At 72.0% G+C, this 16,630-nt stretch carries 15 protein-coding genes; 4 read left to right on the top strand and 11 right to left on the bottom strand.

Going from position 1 to position 16,630, the window contains the following annotated elements; all coding sequences use genetic code 11:
• Positions 1–27: 27 nt before the first annotated feature.
• Positions 28–1,167 (bottom strand): CinY protein, encoded by a 1,140-nt coding sequence (locus BJ971_RS22435; protein WP_184995198.1) that lies wholly within the window; start codon positions 1,165–1,167, stop codon positions 28–30.
• 215 nt (positions 1,168–1,382) lie between these two features.
• On the opposite strand from BJ971_RS22435, the gene BJ971_RS22440 reads away from it, so the two are divergent.
• On the top strand, positions 1,383–3,437 hold the full coding sequence (locus tag BJ971_RS22440; RefSeq protein WP_184995199.1) for a GDSL-type esterase/lipase family protein: 2,055 nt from the start codon (positions 1,383–1,385) through the stop codon (positions 3,435–3,437).
• Here BJ971_RS22440 and BJ971_RS22445 read toward each other — a convergent pair.
• The 3 genes from BJ971_RS22445 to BJ971_RS22455 are packed head-to-tail and all read right to left on the bottom strand — an operon-like array spanning position 3,434 to position 5,252.
• A complete protein-coding gene (locus BJ971_RS22445) occupies positions 3,434–3,715 on the bottom strand; it encodes a hypothetical protein (protein WP_184995200.1) in 282 nt (93 codons plus the stop codon). The genes BJ971_RS22440 and BJ971_RS22445 overlap by 4 nt on opposite strands.
• Positions 3,716–3,733: 18 nt before the next feature.
• Entirely contained in the window at positions 3,734–4,153 is a 420-nt protein-coding gene (locus BJ971_RS22450) for a DUF7144 family membrane protein (RefSeq protein ID WP_184995201.1), read from the bottom strand.
• 49 nt (positions 4,154–4,202) lie between these two features.
• Positions 4,203–5,252, bottom strand: coding sequence for an AI-2E family transporter (locus BJ971_RS22455; RefSeq protein WP_184995202.1), 1,050 nt, complete (start codon positions 5,250–5,252; stop codon positions 4,203–4,205).
• A 149-nt stretch (positions 5,253–5,401) separates the two neighbouring features.
• Here BJ971_RS22455 and BJ971_RS22460 point away from each other — a divergent pair, with 149 nt between their 5' ends.
• Both BJ971_RS22460 and BJ971_RS22465 read left to right on the top strand, forming a co-directional pair.
• Positions 5,402–5,737: a carboxymuconolactone decarboxylase family protein gene (locus BJ971_RS22460; RefSeq protein WP_184995203.1), complete on the top strand. Its 336-nt coding sequence runs from the start codon at positions 5,402–5,404 to the stop codon at positions 5,735–5,737.
• A gap of 66 nt (positions 5,738–5,803) precedes the next feature.
• Entirely contained in the window at positions 5,804–7,219 is a 1,416-nt protein-coding gene (locus tag BJ971_RS22465; RefSeq protein WP_184995204.1) for an MFS transporter, read from the top strand.
• Positions 7,220–7,226: 7 nt separating this feature from the next.
• Here the strand turns inward: BJ971_RS22465 and BJ971_RS22470 are convergent, their stop codons facing one another.
• The 4 genes from BJ971_RS22470 to BJ971_RS22485 all read right to left on the bottom strand — a co-directional run bounded on the left by BJ971_RS22470 (position 7,227) and on the right by BJ971_RS22485 (position 12,488).
• Positions 7,227–8,702: an alpha-amylase family glycosyl hydrolase gene (locus BJ971_RS22470; RefSeq protein WP_184995205.1), complete on the bottom strand. Its 1,476-nt coding sequence runs from the start codon at positions 8,700–8,702 to the stop codon at positions 7,227–7,229.
• On the bottom strand, positions 8,699–11,425 hold the full coding sequence (locus BJ971_RS22475) for an MGH1-like glycoside hydrolase domain-containing protein (RefSeq protein ID WP_184995206.1): 2,727 nt from the start codon (positions 11,423–11,425) through the stop codon (positions 8,699–8,701). The genes BJ971_RS22470 and BJ971_RS22475 overlap by 4 nt, the downstream gene beginning before the upstream one ends.
• 78 nt (positions 11,426–11,503) lie before the next feature.
• Positions 11,504–11,965: a DUF2231 domain-containing protein gene (locus tag BJ971_RS22480; protein ID WP_184995207.1), complete on the bottom strand. Its 462-nt coding sequence runs from the start codon at positions 11,963–11,965 to the stop codon at positions 11,504–11,506.
• A gap of 88 nt (positions 11,966–12,053) precedes the next feature.
• Positions 12,054–12,488, bottom strand: a complete 435-nt coding sequence (locus BJ971_RS22485; protein WP_184995208.1) for a DUF7144 family membrane protein — start codon at positions 12,486–12,488, stop codon at positions 12,054–12,056.
• Positions 12,489–12,677: 189 nt separating this feature from the next.
• Between BJ971_RS22485 and BJ971_RS22490 the strand changes: the two genes are divergently transcribed.
• On the top strand, positions 12,678–13,862 hold the full coding sequence (locus tag BJ971_RS22490) for a hypothetical protein (RefSeq protein ID WP_184995209.1): 1,185 nt from the start codon (positions 12,678–12,680) through the stop codon (positions 13,860–13,862).
• A gap of 1 nt (position 13,863) precedes the next feature.
• On the opposite strand, the gene BJ971_RS22495 is transcribed toward BJ971_RS22490, so the two are convergent.
• From BJ971_RS22495 to BJ971_RS22505, 3 genes are all read right to left on the bottom strand, one after another.
• On the bottom strand, positions 13,864–15,168 hold the full coding sequence (locus tag BJ971_RS22495; protein ID WP_184995210.1) for a cation:proton antiporter: 1,305 nt from the start codon (positions 15,166–15,168) through the stop codon (positions 13,864–13,866).
• Positions 15,169–15,277: 109 nt separating this feature from the next.
• Positions 15,278–15,706, bottom strand: coding sequence for a DUF7144 family membrane protein (locus BJ971_RS22500; protein ID WP_184995211.1), 429 nt, complete (start codon positions 15,704–15,706; stop codon positions 15,278–15,280).
• Positions 15,707–15,867: 161 nt separating this feature from the next.
• Positions 15,868–16,497: a hypothetical protein gene (locus tag BJ971_RS22505; protein WP_184995212.1), complete on the bottom strand. Its 630-nt coding sequence runs from the start codon at positions 16,495–16,497 to the stop codon at positions 15,868–15,870.
• Positions 16,498–16,630: the final 133 nt, after the last annotated feature.

Consider the following 16,630-nt stretch of genomic DNA (forward strand, 5'->3'; position numbering starts at 1 on the left):
CCTGAGCCCTGTCGATGCGGTCCGAGATCATCCACTGCGGGTGCGGCGCCGGCGGCGCAGCAGGAGCAGCAGCAGGATCGCGGCGCCGAGGAGCACGCCCGGTACGGCGACGGCGACGACCGTGCGCGACGTGCCGTCGCGGCCGGCCACCCGCGCCACCGGAGCCGGATCACGGCAGCCGTCCGCGGGATCGTCGTGGGTGAGTGCGCACGCCATCAGCGCCGCCCGGTCCGCGCCGTACTCGTCGGCCAGCGCGACCTGGAGCTCCTGCCACTGGTGCCGCGTCTCGACGACGGCGCCGGTCACGGCCTTCGCGAAGTTGTCACCCACCCGGCCGCGCGGCGTCGTCGGATCCGTCGCGGCGCCGCTGCCGGGATCGACAAGCCCGTTGTCCTTGTTGAGCGCGGCGTGGGTGACCCGCAGTTCGCACATGCCGGTGCCCTCGACCTGGTCCGCGAGCACGTAACACCCGGTTGTCAGGTCGCGGGGCACGGCCCGGGCGGCGCCGCCGCGCAGGTCGAGGACCGGGCTCGGCGCCGGCAGGTTCAGGCCCGGCGGGTTGTCCGGGCCCGGCGGGCGGGCCGGGTCCGCCGCGTCGGCCCAGTTGCTGTGCGAGTAGAAGTCCTGCGCGCCGTGCAGGGCCCGGCCGAAGCTCTCCAGCGAGGTGCACTTCGCCCGCTGCTCGGCCGCCGAGTCGAGCACGCAGTCGGTGCCGAGATCCACGGCGGCGCTCACGATCCGGCCCTCGCCGTCGAGCAGCCCCGCCGCGTTCCCGACCGCCTCCCGGAAGCGGCCGCGCAGGTGGTCGACGCAGTCGCGGAGCCCCGCCGTGGCCTGATCGCGGGTGCGCGGGTAGCCGCCGGCGAGGAAGTCGGCGTCGTCGCAGTGCGCGGCCGGCACGGACACCTCGGTACGGTCGGGGGCGCCGACGGCGCCGAACCTGCTGCCGTGCCCCGCGAGCTGCGCCACCGACCGGGGCTCGAAGCAGTCGCCGTCCGAGCCGGTGCCGGCCGGGCAGGCCACCGCGGCGCGGGTTATCCGCTCGTGCTCGCGCCGCTGTCCCCCGCCGTCGATCGTCCCGAATGCCGCCGCCGGCGCCGGAACCGGGATGACGGAGCCGGCGAGGATCAGGGCCGCGAGCAGTGCCCGGCCGAACCCTCCCCGCATCGAGCACCTCCGATCGCGGCGCCGCCCCGGGCGTTCACGAGGGCTCCCCTCAGGCTCTCCGGCCACCGTCGGCCCCGGCTCACCCCGCCGGGATGAACCCCGTCGGTCGCGAACCGGACAGAGCGCTTGGCGCAAAGCGCTCACCGCCCGCCCACCGCGGTGGGACCGTCGGTTCGGACCCCTGATGGCGCCCATCGGGAAGCGAGGTCTCCGACATGCAAGCCGTCCTCGACCGGGCCGGATCGATCCGGCGGACCCTGGTGTTCGCCGCGGCGCTGGCCGCCCTGCTCTACTTCGCCCGCTCCGGCGCGACCTCGCTGACCGTCCAGGTGCTCTTCACCGCGTTCATCGCCGCCGCGACGATCTGGCTGCGCGGGCAGTACGCCGACAGCCTCGACGGACGCCAGTGGGTGATCCCGCGCTGGTTCGGCGAGCTCCTGCTGGCCGCCGCGGTCGCCCTGGTGGTCCTGTTCCACCTGCTCGACCAGGGATCGTTCGCCGTCATCGGTGTGCTCCTGGCGTACTTCGTCGCCGGCTCCGCCGTCGCGCAGGTCCGGCAGAGCGAGTCGGTGCACCTGCTGCGCCTGCGGGGCGGCCGGAGGTTCGCCGAGATACACCCGATGCGCTGGGGCCTGCCGCTGACCGTGGCCGGCGTCGTGCTCGCGTTCGGCGGCGCCGCCCTGCTCGGCCCCGCCGGGCAGATCGTGCCCGGCGCGCTGCTCCTGGTCCTCGCCGTGCTGGTGCTGCTCCCGGTCGGCCTGGCCATCTGGTCCGAGCAGGTCATCCGCCGGCTCTGCCGCCGCGACGAGGCCCGGGCCCGGCTGCTCGGCCTCGGCGTGACCGGCGGTGCGGTCTTCGTCGCGGTCACCGCCGCCGCGGCCGGCCTGTGGAACTCGAGGTGGCTGATCGGCGTCATGCTGGTGCTCGGGCTGCTCGTCGTCGCGTGCGTGTCGACCACCCAGGCCGACATCGTCGCCGTGATGGCCGTCGTCGCGCTGATGGGCGTGACCCCGCTGCAGGCGTCCGAGCACGGGCAGCTCGATCCGCGCGGCGGCGCCGGGGTGCTGGTGGCGCTCGGCGACTCGTACATGTCCGGCGAGGGTGCCTCGATCTACTTCGAGGGCACCGACGACGGCGGCGGCAACCAGTGCCGGCGTTCGCCGACCGCCTGGGCGGCGATGGCCGCGCAGGACGCGACGAACTTCGACGGGCTGGCGTTCCTGGCCTGCTCCGGCGCCCGCACCGCGAACGTACTCACCGAGCACCCCGTCGCCCGCTCGGTGCAGGCCCGGGTGGGAATGCCGGCGCCGGGCCCGCAGCGCGGCGAGGGGCGCACCCAGCTCGACGCGTACCAGAGGATCCGCGGATCGTTCCGGCCCCGGCTGGTGGTGCTGAGCATCGGCGGCAACGACGCGGGCTTCTCGACCATCGGCGTGATGTGCGTGGCGCCGGGCGACTGCGCCGGCCGGGCCGGGCTCTGGCGCGACTCGCTGGACCAGGTACGCCGGCAGCTGCGCGCGACCTACCTGGAGGTCGACGCGGCGTTCCCGGACGTGCCGGTCGTGGTCGTGCCGTACCCGGACCCGATCAGCATCCGCGAGGACGGCTGCCGGCAGGTGGCGCTCTCCCGCGCGGAGCAGCGGTTCGTGCACGAGTTCCTGACCGGCGGCCTGAACCAGGTCATCCGGCAGACCGCCGAGGAGTTCGGCTTCCACTACCTGGCGGGCATGCAGGACGCGCTGGCCGGGGCGCACCTCCAGCTGTGCGACCCGCTCAACGACGGGCGGCCCGGCATCAACTTCATCGGCCTGCGCTCCGTGCGCGGCATCGCCGAGCAGCGCTTCAACCCGGCCAACTGGACGCACAGCAGCCTGCACCCCAACGAGCGCGGGCACGCCGCGATGCTGCGGGTCTTCCAGACCTGGTGGGCGACCGGGAAGGCGACCATGACGCCGCGGGAGGCCGTCGGCACGCCCGCGCGGGACCGCTCGGCGGACGCGGTGGCCGACCGGCAGCGGACCACCCGCGAGCAGGCGACGGCGACGGCGACGAGGCAGGCGCCGCCGTGCGGCCTGTTCGACGCCACCGAGCAGGGCTGCCGCCCGCAGGGCCAGCGGTGGGCCTACCGGCAGGTCGGCTGGGCGCTGCTGACCTACGGCGGTTTCGCCCTGCTCGCGGCCGCCGGCGCGTGGTGCGTCTCGGTCGCGCTGTTCGCCCGCGGCCGCCGAGGCTGGGCCCGCCGGGTGCCGCCGCCCGGGCGGGACGGCTAACGGGCGCGGGACCGCTGCTGGAAGAGGCCGGCCGCGAGATGGGCCAGGTCGAACAGCGCGGCGATGGCCACCCAGAACCATTCCCAGCCGACGAGGCCGACGCCCGGCGTGTAGAAGATGACGTACAGCAGGGTGGCGAACGGCAGGAAGAGGAGCCCGACCAGCGGCCAGATCCACGTGTCGAACGCGGCGTCGACGAAGCCCGGCCGGACCAGCCAGATGATGAAAAGGGCCAACCGCGGGAACACCGCCGCGAAGATGGCGAACAGGCAACCCATCTGCACTCCGTCCTGGGGCTATGTCTGGTCGATGAGCGTTTCCGGTTCCGGGCGCACGCTCGACCACCGTGCGGTGAGCGCGAAGATCACGAAGGTGTCGATCGCGAGCATCAGCAGCGACCAGATCGGGTACGCGCCGAGCGAGGCGACCTGCCACACGGCGTGCAGGCCGACCACGATGATCCCGGCGATCCGGGCCCAGGTCTGCGTCGCGAGCAGGCCGACGCCGACCGCGAACAGGGCCAGGCCGAACAGCAGCAGCGTCCAGCCCCAGGCGGTCAGGTCGACCAGGACGAACTTCTCCCTGACCAGGACGAGCTGGTCGTCGTTGAACAGCACCAGGAGGCCCTCGATGATGTTGAGCAGACTCATGATCAACATCATGGTGGCGGCGAAGACCACCATGCCGGCCCACGCCGTGCTCTTGCTCGCGACCATCCTGTTCCCTCCCCGTCGGGCCTGCCGTCGCCCGGATCGTCGCAGCGGGTCACGGCGCGGGCATCACCCCGTCCGAATGAAGCGGCGGCCTCAGCGTGCGCCGCCAGGAGACGGCGATCGCGGCGAGCGGCACCGCGATGAAGACGCCCAGGACGCCGCCGAGGATCCCGCCGGCCACCGTGACCGCGACGACCGCCAGCGGATGCATGTCCAGCGTCGCGCCGAAGGCCAGCGGGCGCGCCAGCCCCTCGAGCACGATCTGGGTCACCAGCACGACCGCGAGCATCCACAGCGCCGTGCCCATCCCGCCCGCGCCGAGCGCCACCAGCACCGCGAAGATCCCGGACAGCCAGGCGCCCAGGTACGGCACGTACGCCATGGAGAACGTGACGAGCGCGATGACGAACACCAGCGGCAGCCGCAGCACCGCCGCACCGAGCCCGATCACCACGGCGTTCATCGTCGCGACGAACGTCGTGCCGACCATGTAGCGGCGCAGCCCGTCCGCGGCGTCCGCGAGCATCACCCGGACCGTGACGGCCGGCGGCGAGGCGTGCCGCTCGATCGCCGCGCCGAACCGAGGGCCGTCGATGAGCAGGAAGAACAGGATGTAGAGGGCGACGAGCACGATGAAGATCAGCGCGATGACCGCGACCGCGCCGGTGAACGCGGAGCCGGCGAGCCCGAGCAGGATCTCCTTCCGGCGCTCCGGGTCGGCCACCGTGGTCAGCGGATCGGTGCCGAGGGCCGAGGTGAGCCGCTCCGAGGCCGACCCCATGGTCTGCGTCCACGCCTCGCCCTGGCCGCGCAGGCCGATGACGACCACGACGATCAGCAGGCCGACCACCACCGGCACGGCGGTGACGGCGATCGCGGCGGCCGCGATCGGCGGGATCCGGCGCCGGCGCATCCAGCCGACCCAGGGCTGGAGCACCGCGGCGAGGATCACCGCGAAGATCACCGGCGTCAGGTACGGCAGGACGACGGCGACCGCCACGATGAACGCGGCGACGCCGAGCACCACGCCCGCGATCAGCCAGCCGGACCAGCCGAGCCGGGCGAGCCAACGTGGGACGAGATCGGTCCGCGGCACGCTCATGGTGCGAGTCTCGGCGGGTACGTCCCGGCGCCGCATCCCTCGTGGCGGACGGCGCGCCGCCCTTTCCTCCGACGCGGATGAGGCAGGCCGGTGCCCATCCGCGAAGACTCGGCCACAACGCTCGCAACCCGACGGACGGAGACCCGACCATGTCTGTGGACGATGCAGTCGCCGCGTTGCTGGAATCGGTGCTGCCCGGCGAGGCTCCGCTCGCGGAGACGCTGATGCGGATGCACAGCGACGTGCAGGCGCGGTCCGGCCTCGATGACCGCACCTACCTGCTGGTGCGGATCGCGGCGCTGGTGGCGGTCGACGCGCCGGCCTCGTCCTACGTGGTGAACCTGACCGTCGCGGACGAGCTCGGCATCACCGCCGACGACGTGCGCGGCGTGCTGATCGCGCTCGCGCCGCTGGTGGGCAGCGCGCGGGCGTTCTCGGGCGCGGAGAAGGCGCTCAGCGCGCTCGCCACGGCCCGGCGGTTGTAGCCCGCCGCCCCGTCACCCGTCCCGGATCATCCGCAACGGATGAGGCCCGATTGGAAGCAGGCCCGCATGACTTCACAAGCCTCGACGGAAGGGCCGTCGAAGGCGCTGCGACGTGTCCTCATCCCCCTCGCTCTCGCCCAGTTCATCTGCAGCTTCGCCGGCTCCAACATGAACGTGATGATCAACGACATGAGCGAGGACCTGAACACGACCGTGCAGGGCGTGCAGCTCGCCATCACGATCTTCCTACTGGTCATGGCCGCGCTGATGATCCCCGGCGGCAAGCTGACCGACCGGTACGGCCGCAAGCGTTGCCTTAACGTCGGTCTCGCCGTGTACGGCGTCGGCGCCCTGATCAGCGCGGTCGCGCCCGGCCTGCCGGTGCTCATCATCGGCAACTCGATACTCGAGGGCATCGGCACGGCCCTGCTGATCCCGCCGGTCTACATCCTCACCACGCTGCTGTTCACCAGCGTCGCCTCGCGTGCCCGCGCGTTCGGCGCGATCAGCGCGGCGGGTGGCGTCGGCGCGGCCGCGGGTCCGCTGATCGGCGGCCTCATCACGTCGGCGATCAGCTGGCGGGCCGCCTTCGTCTTCCAGGCCCTGGTCATCGTGGTGATCATCGTGCTGGGCCGGCGGTGGGTCGAGGACCCGCTGCCGGCGGATCCGACGCGCCCGTTCGACACCGGCGGCGCGGTGTTGTCGGCCGTGGGCCTCATCCTCATCGTCATGGGCATCCTGGCGACGGACAACAACATCTGGCTGATGCTCGGCCTGATCGCCGCGGGCCTGCTCTTCCTGGTGTGGTTCTTCCTGTCGGTACGCGCCAAGGAACGCGCGGGCCGGGAGGCGCTGCTGTCGACGGCCCTGTTCCGCAACAGCACCTCCAACCTCGGCATGATCACGCAGAACATCCAGTGGCTGGTGCTGATGGGTGTCTCGTTCGTCGTCTCGGCCTATCTACAGGTGGTGCGCGGGTACAACGCCATCGAGACCGGCCTGATCTTCACCGCGGCGACGGTCGGCCTGCTGCTGTCGTCGCTGACGGCCGAGATCATGGCGAAGCGCCGGGCGCAGCGGACCCTCGTGCTGGCGGGCTTCGTGATCACGATCGTCGGCATCGTCGTATTCCTCGCCATGGTCGACATCGAGAGCCGCGTCTGGGCGTTCGGGCCCGGGCTCTTCCTGATCGGCCTGGGCGTCGGCGCCATGCTGACCCCGTCGGTGAACATCGTGCAGTCCAGCTTCGACGAGGACCTCCAGGGCGAGATCTCCGGGCTGTCGCGCAGCGTGTCCAATCTCGGCTCGTCAATGGGTGCCGCGATCGCCGGCACCATCCTCGTCGCCGGGGTGACGGACAGGCCGGGGCGCGCATACGCGCTCGCGATGATCACCCTGGGGGTGATCAGCCTCATCGGGCTGCTGGCCGCGGTGCGGCTACCCTCGACGCCGCCCACCCCGGCGACAGTCCCGCGCCAGTAGGCGGGGCTCAGGCCGGTTCCACCCGGAACACGTGGCGGCCCCACGGCGGAAGGTCGACGTAGAGGCCCTGGTCCGCGAGGTCGCCACCGTCCCGGTCGTAGGCCCGGTCGTCGTCCAGCAGGTCGACCAGCCGCCACCGCCCGCCGCGCAGGCCCGGCCACGGCAGCGCCACCCGGGCCTGCGCGGGGCCGGCGGACAGGTTGACGACCACGAGGTGGTGCGGCAGCTCGTCGTGCCAGGCCCACGCCAGCAGGTCCTGGTGTGAGGGGTTGTCCGGCCATCCCCCGCAGTCCAGCAGCCGCCAGTCGCCGCGCCGGACCGCCCCGGCCGCGCCCAGCAGCCGGCGGTAGAACGCCGCGAGCGCCTCGTCGGCCGGCTCCTGCGGGCGCCGGGACAGGAACACCGGCAGGTGCACGCGCCGCCCGTCGAACTGGCCGTCGTGCCAGAGCGTCGCGCCGGGCAGCGTGGCGACGGCAACGGCGGCGGCCCGGTCCCGGCCGCCGGGCAGCACCGCGGCGGCGCGCGGCTCGTCGTGGTTCTCGATGAACCGGATCAACCGGCGCTGATAGTCGAGCCCCGCGCCGAGGTGCTTGCGCACCGCGTCCGCGTTCTCGTGCGCGAGCCGATCGTAGAGGCGCTTGTCGTAGCAGAAGTCGAAGCCCTGCCGCTGGAGCGTCCACTCCATGTCCCAGTACGCCTCGGCGATGAGAACGGCGTCCGGGTGCCGCTCCCGCACCCGGGCGATGACCTGGGGCCAGAACTCCTCGGCGGGCGGCGGCCCGGCGTACTCGCCCCAGGTCCGGGCGAACACCTCGTTGGTCAGCAGCATCGCCATGTCGCACCGGACGCCGTCGCTCTGGTCCAGGATGGCGTCGAGCACGTCGACGGTGGCGTCGCGCAGCCCGGGGTCGAACGCGTTGAGCTGCACCACGTCCGGCCACGGCGGGAAGAACGGGTCCCGGCCGCGGGCCACCACCCGGCCGCCGGCGTCGAACCAGGCCTCCGGCGCGGCCTCGTGGTCCCGCGCCGTGCCGGTCACGAACCACTCCGGGTGCGCGGTCACGGCCGGGTGGTCGGGCGCGACGTGGTTGGGCACGTAGTCGAGGATCAGCCGCAGCCCGCGGTGGGCCAGCTCCGCGCGGGCCACGGCCAGGCCCGCCGGCCCGCCGAGGCGCGCGTCGACCACATACTTGCGGACGCAGTACGGCGAGCCGGCGACGTCCTCGGGCGCCAGGTCCGGCAGCGCGGCCCGGAACGCCCGGTCCAGCGCCTCGTTCCGCCGGGCGATGTCGAGCCCGGCCGGGCTGCGTTCCCACACACCCATCAGCCACACCGCGTCCGCGCCGTGGCTCGCCAGCTCGTCCCACACCTCGGCGGGTAGGTCGGCGAGCGTCGCCCGGGCGCCGAGGCGGCGGTGCAGGTCGCTGAGCCACGGCCAGGTGTCGACCTCGTAGACGACCGGTGCGGACGGCCAGGCACTCATCGCTCGACCGTACCGGGTGAGAGGCGGAAGCCGCCGACCAGTCCGTGCTCGATCAGGTCCTGGCTGTTGATGTTGGCGAACAGGTTGGGGAACACCGCGACCAGCCCGGTCCAGCCGGTCTGGTGACTGGCGCCGAGGCCGGCGCCGTTGTCGCCGTGGAAGTATTCGTTGAACGTCAGCAGGTCGCGCCAGTGCTCGTCGTCGGCGAAGATGTGGTTCCCGCCGTAGCAGGGCCGGCGCCCGCCCTCACCCGGCAGGAAGATCCGGGTCAGGCGTTCCGAGATCTCTTTGGCCACCTCGAACAGGGTCATGGTGACACCCGATCCGGTGGGGCACTCGACGGTGAACTCGTCCCCGTAGCACACGTGCAGGTTGAGCAGGGCCCGGATGAGCAGGGCGTTCATCGGGAACCAGATCGGACCACGCCAGTTGGAGTTCCCGCCGAACATGCCGGTGTCGGACTCCGCCGGCAGGTATGGAACCCGGTAGACGTCGCCGTTGACCCGTAGCTCGAACGGCTGCTCGGCGTGTGCCCGCGACAGCGAGCGGATGCCGTAGGGGCTGAGGAACTCGTCCTCGTCGAGCATCCGCGTGAGGATCCGGCGCAGCCGCTCCTCGTCGAAGAGGGCCAGGATGAAGTTGCCCCGCTCGCCGGCGTACCGCCCGCCGGACAGCACCGAGCCGACGCTGGGGTGGCGGGCGATGAAGTCGCGGGTCTGTTCGAGCAGCTGCGGATAGCGGGCGGTCACGTCGGGCCCGATCACGGTGGCGGCCGCCAGCGGCAGCAGCCCCACCAGCGAGCGCACCTTCATCCGCGTGGCGCTGCCGTCGGGCAGGCGCAGCAGGTCGTAGAAGAATCCGTCCTGGTCGTCCCACATCGTCTCGGCCTTGCCGGCCGAGCGGTTGACCGCAACCGCGATCCAGGCGAAGTGCTCCACGAAGGTATGCGCCTGCTCGATGTAGACCGGGTCCTCCGCGGCCAGCTCCACCGCGATCTGGAGCATGTTCTGGCAGTACAGCGCCATCCAGGCGGTGCCGTCCGCCTGGTCCAGATGGCCGCCGGTGGGCAGCGGGGCGCTGCGGTCGAAGACGCCGATGTTGTCGAGGCCGAGGAAGCCGCCCTGGAAGACGTTGCGGCCGTCGACGTCCTTGCGGTTCAGCCACCAGGTGAAGTTCTTGGACAGCTTGTGGAACGCGTTCTCCAGCCAGGCCCGGTCACCGCGGCCGGTCCGGGACTTCTCCAGCTCGTACAGCAGGTAGATGGCCCAGGCGTGCACCGGCGGGTTGACATCGCTGAAGTTCCACTCGTACGCCGGTATCTGGCCGTTGGGATGCAGAAACCGCCGGCTCAGCAGCAGGTCGAGTTGCCCCTTGGCGAACGCGAGGTCGACGACGCCGAGGGTGACCGCGTGGAACGCGAGGTCCCAGGCGGCGAACCACGGGTACTCCCAGGTGTCCGGCATCGAGATGATGTCGTGGCTGTCCAGGTGGAACCATTCGCCGTTGCGGACGCCCTGGGCGTCCAGTGGGTCGAGGCCGTGCTCGGCGAGCCACTGTTCGACGTCGTAGCCGAAGTACTGCTTGCTCCACAGCATCCCCGCGAGGGCCTGGCGGACCACGAGCCGCTCGGGCTCGGCCAGCCCGGGCGCGATCCGGCCGGCGTAGAACTCGTCGGCCTCGGCGCGGCGCCGATCGAGGAGCTCGTCGAAGTCGGCCGCGGAGGACTGCCCGTCGGCGGCGGGTGCCTGGTCGGTGAGCCGGAGCCGGACCGCCGCGGAGCCGCCGGGCGGCAGCTCCAGCACGACGTCGGCGGCCACCTTCGTGCCGGTACGCGCCGGGTTCACCGAGCCGGCCTCGCCGTGCACCACGAACCGGCCGATGCCGTCCTTGACGTACGGCGTCGCGTTCGGGCTGCCGAACAGCCGCTCGGAGTTCGTCTCGTTCTCGGTGAACAGCAGGTCGTGGTCGCCCTGGCAGAGCAGCCAGCGGCGGCCGAGCGTCTCGTGATCGGCCCGCACCACGGACAGGCCGGGCACGTCCGGCACCTCGCGCAGCGCCGGACGGCCGTCCGGCGATCCGCCGGACCAGGTGTTGCGGAACCACAGGGTCGGCAGCAGGCGCAGCGTCGCCGCCTCGGGGCCCCGGTTGTGCACGGTGACCCGGATGAGGAGGTCCTCCTCGGTGGCCTTGGCGTACTCGACGACGACGTCGAAGTAGCGGCCCTCGTCGAAGATCCCGGTGTCGAGCAGCTCGTACTCGAAGTCGCCGCGGCCGCGCGAGCGGTTGGTCGCGAGCAGATCCTCGTACGGATACTCGCGCTGCGGATACTTGTAGAGCATCCGCATGTACGAGTGGGTCGGCGTGCTGTCCAGGTAGAAGTAGTGCTCCTTGACGTCCTCGCCGTGGTTGCCCTCGGCGTTGGTCACGCCGAAGAAGCGCTCCTTGAGGATCGGGTCGCGGCCGTTCCACATCGCGAGGGCGAAGCACAGCCGCTGCTCGTCGTCGCTGATCCCGGCGATGCCGTCCTCGCCCCACCGGTACGCCCGCGAGCGCGCCTGGTCGTGTCCGAAGTAGTCCCACGCGTCCCCGCCGGCGCTGTAGTCCTCCCGCACGGTGCCCCACTGGCGTTCGCTGAGGTAGGGCCCCCAGCGGCGCCAGGCGCCCGCCGCGGTGTCGGCTTCACGGAGTCGGTTCTGCTCAGCGTGTGACGCCGCATTCGTCATGGGTTCATGGTGGCAGCGGCCGCGCGCGCGACGACTCATCCGACCCGGATGAGCCCGGCCCGGTACCCGCACCCCGTATCAGCGGACGCCGCGCGCCGACGGCCGGCGCTGCGCCGTGACCGGGCGCCGGGGACCCGGCACGCGTACGCCACCGTCGGTCGCGGTGCGGCCGACCGGCCGCCGCGGGCCGAGCCGGCCAGCGAACCAGGTGCCGATCCCGGCGGCGGCGAGCCCGAGCACCTCGACCGGCAGGAGCCCCGCGTCCGTGCCGCGGTCGGGGCTGCGCAGCCGGATCAGCGCGATCACCGCGAAGACGATCAGCACGCAGAGGTCGAGCAGCACGCCGATGGTGCCGGCGCGGGCGGCCCGGCCGGGCCGGGCCGGCGTGATGTCGATGACCGCGACCGAGATGGCCAGCACGCCGCCGGCGAGACCCGCGATGATGTTCCAGAACGCCAGCGTCGCGATCATCCGCGGCGCCCCGAGCATGGTGGCCACGTCGAAGATGACCGCGTTCGCGAGCAGGCCGAGCGGGAACATCAGCAGAAGTGGTTGTACCGCGTTGTCAGCGACACGGAGCCGGCTGTGCACGCGACTGTCACCCGTCCTCGGCTACGGTCGCCGCGCCTCAGGGGTTGATCTCCTTCGTCTCCCGTCCGTGCACCGCGAGGGCGAAGATGATGAAGACGTCGAGGGTGATGACGATGATCGACCAGATCGGGTACGCGGGCATGAAGACCATGTGCATCACCGCGTTGAGGACGGCCAGGACGATGCCGGTCACCCGGGCCCAGGTCTGGCCCACCATGACGCCGTAGCCGGCGAACAGCATCAGCACGCCGAAGAGCAGCAGGAACCAGCCCCAGGCGGTGTAGTCGACGCTGAGCACCAGCCCGCTCGAACCGACCAGGTAGAAGTCGTCGCGGACCAGCGCGACGATGCCACCCATCACGTTGAAGAATCCGCCGGTCAACATGATGATGCCGGCGAAGAGAACCCAGCCGACCCATCCGGTGACCCGGTCGTCGTGGTACCCGGCGACGGGATCGTGTGCGTGCGCCATGACTGGCCCCCTTTGGGTGTTCGCGAAAAGACTGCCCCTCCAGGCTGACCCGCCGGCCGGTCCTGCGGATCACCCGACGGGAATGAGCCTGACGGCCGGTGCCGGGCTTCACCCCCGTCGGATGAGGCCCGGCCGACCGGCCTGCCGCAGGCTGGCAGCAGTTCCGATCCGAGGCGAATCGAGGCGTTCATGGACACGACGGCGATGGTCGTATTCGTCGCGGTGGTGAGCGCGCGGTTCCTCGTACCCCTGCTGATTCCCCGGTATCCCCTGCCGGCGATCATCGCGGCGCTGGTCCTGGACGGCGTCGACCAGACGATCTTCCAGGCGATGGGCTACGACCCGCCCGGCTACCAGGGCTACGACAAGGCGATGGACGTCTACTACCTGGCGATCGCCTACCTGTCGGCGCTGCGCAACTGGACGAGCCGGCCGGCCGTGCAGGTGGCCAAGTTCCTCTACTTCTACCGGCTGATCGGCGTCGTCGCGTTCGAGCTGAGCGACTGGCGGCCGCTGCTGCTGATCTTCCCGAACACGTTCGAGTACTTCTTCATCGCGTACGAGGCGTACCGGTTGTTCTGGAACCCGGCGCGGGCGTCCCTGCGCGCGTGGATCACCGCGGCGGCCGCCATCTGGGTGTTCGTCAAGCTGCCGCAGGAGTGGTGGATCCACGTCGCGCAGCTCGACGTCACCGACATGATCGCCGCGGTGCCGTGGTTCGGCCCGGCGATCGTCGTCGCCGTCGTCGCGATCTGCCTGATCTACTGGTTCGCGGTGCGGCCGCGGCAGCGGCCGCCGGACTGGTCCTGGCACGTCGCCGCGGATCCGCTGCCCGTGGAGGCCGCCACCGTTGCCGCGCGCAACCGGTGGATCGCGGCGCACGGCCGGCTCGCGTCCTCCCGGACCTTCGAGAGCGTCGTGCTCGTCGGCCTGATCTGGGTGATCTACTCCCAGGTCCTGCCGGGCACCCAGGCCTCCAGCGTGCAGACCTTCGTCGGCACCGCCGCGTTCGTGGTGGTCAACGCCGCCGTCAGCCTCTGGGTGGCCCGGTCGCGGCGGGGCGTCGAGCGCGCGCTGCCGGCGTTCTGCCTCCGGGTGCTGATGAACATCGCGATGGTCTGGTCGGCCGGTTGGCTGCTGGCGCGCGCCGGCGGCGAGATCAACGAGGCCGCGGCCCTGTTCTTCGTGCTGCTGCTGAGCCTGATCACCCTGCTGGAGAACCGCTTCCGGCCGGTGTACGAGATCCGCTTCTCCCCCGGCGGGCCGCCCGCGGGTCAGCGGTGCGAGGCTCGCCGGAACGGCGCCGAGGACGCGACATGTGGTCCCGAGCGGTGCGACCTCTCCGTCGGCTGTCCGGCCGCGGCGCGGGCGTGAGTCAGCCGGCGCGCCCGTCGCCGGGCTCCGGTGCCGGGCGGCCCGGTTCGGCGGCCGGAATGTGCCGGTGCAGCAACCCGCGGATCGGCAGCTGAGTTGCCCCGGCCGGCGCGGCGGCGACGCCGGCCCTCGCCCCGTACCGGCTCGCGAGCGGCTTGGCGCTCACGCCGTGGGCGAACACGCTGAAGAGCACGGTCGTGCCGATGATGGCCACGACCCGGTCGGCCTCGCCGTGCAGCTCGTCGAGGGCGATCAGCGCGAAAATGATCGAGGCAAGGCCGCGCGGCCCGAACCATCCGACGAACGCCACGGTCGGGCGGGACAGCCGCGCGCCGATGAGTACCAGCGCCACCGGCAGCATCCGGACCACGGTGAGGCTCAGGACGGCGTAGACGGCCACCTGCCAGTCGATCTGTTCGATGACGATCGGTACGGCGACCGCGCCGAAGGTCAACCAGGTCAGCAGCGACACGAATCCGGCCGTCTGCTCGACGTAGAAGACCTCCTTGACCCCGCCGCGGCCGGCGGAGTTGCCGAACGCCAGGCCGGCGACGAACGCCGCGACGAAGCCGTTGCCGTCGAGCCAGAGTGTGCCGGCATAGGCGGCCAGGGCAAGTGCCAGCACGCCGGGTCCGGCGAAGTCCTCCGACATCCAGCCCCGCCGGCGCGCGACCCGAATCGCCCGGCCGCCCGCGGCGCCGAGGCCGACACCGACGGCCAGGCCGATCGCGAGGTCGATGAGGCCGCCGCCCTGGTCCACGCCACCCTGGATGCTCCCGGCGACCGCCGCGCCCGCGATCGCGAACATCACGACCGGGGTCGCTATGCCGTCGTTGAGCCCGCTCTCGACGTTGAGGACCCGCCGGATCCGTTCCGGCACGGCGGGGTCGGCCATCACCGCGGCGCCCAGCGCCGCGTCCGTCGGCGCCAGCGCGGCGCCGACCACCAGCGCCAGCCAGAAGCCCAGGTCGCCGAAGAACCACGTCGCCAGCAGCGCGCCCGCCGCGATGGTCAGCGGAAGCCCGACCGCCAGCAGCCGGGTGTAAAGCCCGGCGTCGGCGCGGAGGTCCCGGAGCCCGACCCGGGAGGCGTCGACGAACAACACCCAGACGAGGGTCACCTCGGCGAGCAGCTTGATGGCCTCGTGCGGGATGTCCGCGTCGACGACGTGCACCACCTGCGAGAGCAGCAGCCCGACGGTGACGAAGACGATGGGCGCGCTCAGGTCCGCGCGGCCGAGCCGCGTCGCGAACAGGCCCCAGCCGAAGACGAACAGCATGACCAGCGCGACGGCCGCGTCATCCATGGGCTCCCCCTACTGGCGAACGTGAGTCGGACGGTCGCCGGCCCCGGGGTGCCGCCGCGGCGGGACCGCGGTGGCACCCCGGGGCCGGCGGGAGGCCGTCCGGCGCCGGCTATTCGTAGGGCTTGACCTCGCGGCCGTGCACCGCAAGCGCGTAGATGACGAGGACGTCGACGGCGATGATGATCGTGCTCCAGATCGGGTACGCCGCGAGGAACGCGATGTTCACGATCGCGCTCAGCACGGCCAGCACGATGCCGGTCACCCGCGCCCACGTCTGGCCCACCAGCACACCGAAGCCCGCGAGCAACGCGACGATGCCGAGGAGCAGGTGGATCCAGCCCCAGACGGTGTAGTCGAAGGAGAGCACCAGGCCGTTCCGGGTCACGAGGTAGTAGGTGTCGTTGAACAGGGCGACCAGGCCGACGAGGCCCTGGAAGAAGCCGAGCAGGACCATCATGATGCCGCTGAAGACGACCCAACCCACCCAGCCGGTCGGCTCCGCGTGCGCTCTGGCACCAGCCTGCGCTTGATCGGACATCCCTATCCCTCCCCAGAGAAGAACCGGCGAGCCCTTTGTGGACCTGCCACTGAGCACCGAGCGTGAGGCCCGCGACCCGGATAGGCGTCATCCGTGGCGGGTGAACGGGACCGGCGGCCGTCGATCGACGGCCATTTATGTATCGGCGCGATGCCGCCGGATCAGGACGACGGCGAGGCCGAGGCCGCGACGATCAGGCTCTGGCACGCTGGCGCGGCCTGGAACGCGTACTTGACCGCCTCCGCGCTGCCGACGGCGACGTTGCGGACCGCCTCGCGGTAGGCCGCGAGGCCGGTCGCCGCCTCGGTGGCCGCGGTCTTCAGCCCCGCCAGGCTCGAGGTGAGCTCCTCGGGCGTCTTCGCGTCGCCGACCTGGTCGGAGGCGGAGTTGAGCTTGTCCACCGAGCTCTGCGCCGCGGCGCCGGCCACCAGCAGATCCTCCTGCGCCTGCGCCGTCTCGGGAACGACGCCGCCGGGCTTGCCGGCGAGGATCCGGGCCAGGTTCGCCGCCGCGTCCTGCACCTCCGTCACGCTGGACTTGACCTGCGAGCGGACCTCGTCCGGTGCGGTCGACGCGTCGACGGCCCGGATCTTGTCGCCCGCGCTCTGCACCGAGGCGTCCAGCTCTGTCGACGCCGTGCACACACCGTTGGCCCAGGCGACGGTCGCGTCGGACGTCGTTTCCGGGCCTGCTGAACCGTTCGTCGACGGCGAGTCCGAGTCGCCGCAGGCGGCGAGCAGCACGGCCGAGGACAGCGTGAGAAATATCGCGGTAACACGAGACTGGGCCATATCGCCGAGTCTTCGCTGAACGCGCGCTCAGGGGATCACCCGTGCCGGGTGAGGGTCGCGGCGCGCGGCGCCCGAGCGCCGTCCGATGGCCGGCGTTCGTCGCGGCTCACTCCGCGCGGGTGAGGCCTGTCCC

The sequence above is a fragment of the Amorphoplanes digitatis genome (assembly GCF_014205335.1).
GTDB classification, from domain to species: Bacteria; Actinomycetota; Actinomycetes; order Mycobacteriales; family Micromonosporaceae; genus Actinoplanes; species Actinoplanes digitatus.

Excerpts from the sequence above, each read along its gene's own strand:
- BJ971_RS22435 (WP_184995198.1), bottom strand. The coding sequence starts at position 1,167 with ATGCGGGGAGGGTTCGGCCGGGCACTGCTCGCGGCCCTGATCCTCGCC.
- BJ971_RS22440 (WP_184995199.1), top strand. The coding sequence starts at position 1,383 with ATGCAAGCCGTCCTCGACCGGGCCGGATCGATCCGGCGGACCCTGGTG.
- BJ971_RS22445 (WP_184995200.1), bottom strand. The coding sequence starts at position 3,715 with ATGGGTTGCCTGTTCGCCATCTTCGCGGCGGTGTTCCCGCGGTTGGCC.
- BJ971_RS22450 (WP_184995201.1), bottom strand. The coding sequence starts at position 4,153 with ATGGTCGCGAGCAAGAGCACGGCGTGGGCCGGCATGGTGGTCTTCGCC.
- BJ971_RS22455 (WP_184995202.1), bottom strand. The coding sequence starts at position 5,252 with ATGAGCGTGCCGCGGACCGATCTCGTCCCACGTTGGCTCGCCCGGCTC.
- BJ971_RS22460 (WP_184995203.1), top strand. The coding sequence starts at position 5,402 with ATGTCTGTGGACGATGCAGTCGCCGCGTTGCTGGAATCGGTGCTGCCC.
- BJ971_RS22465 (WP_184995204.1), top strand. The coding sequence starts at position 5,804 with ATGACTTCACAAGCCTCGACGGAAGGGCCGTCGAAGGCGCTGCGACGT.
- BJ971_RS22470 (WP_184995205.1), bottom strand. The coding sequence starts at position 8,702 with ATGAGTGCCTGGCCGTCCGCACCGGTCGTCTACGAGGTCGACACCTGG.
- BJ971_RS22475 (WP_184995206.1), bottom strand. The coding sequence starts at position 11,425 with ATGACGAATGCGGCGTCACACGCTGAGCAGAACCGACTCCGTGAAGCC.
- BJ971_RS22480 (WP_184995207.1), bottom strand. The coding sequence starts at position 11,965 with ATGTTCCCGCTCGGCCTGCTCGCGAACGCGGTCATCTTCGACGTGGCC.
- BJ971_RS22485 (WP_184995208.1), bottom strand. The coding sequence starts at position 12,488 with ATGGCGCACGCACACGATCCCGTCGCCGGGTACCACGACGACCGGGTC.
- BJ971_RS22490 (WP_184995209.1), top strand. The coding sequence starts at position 12,678 with ATGGACACGACGGCGATGGTCGTATTCGTCGCGGTGGTGAGCGCGCGG.
- BJ971_RS22495 (WP_184995210.1), bottom strand. The coding sequence starts at position 15,168 with ATGGATGACGCGGCCGTCGCGCTGGTCATGCTGTTCGTCTTCGGCTGG.
- BJ971_RS22500 (WP_184995211.1), bottom strand. The coding sequence starts at position 15,706 with ATGTCCGATCAAGCGCAGGCTGGTGCCAGAGCGCACGCGGAGCCGACC.
- BJ971_RS22505 (WP_184995212.1), bottom strand. The coding sequence starts at position 16,497 with ATGGCCCAGTCTCGTGTTACCGCGATATTTCTCACGCTGTCCTCGGCC.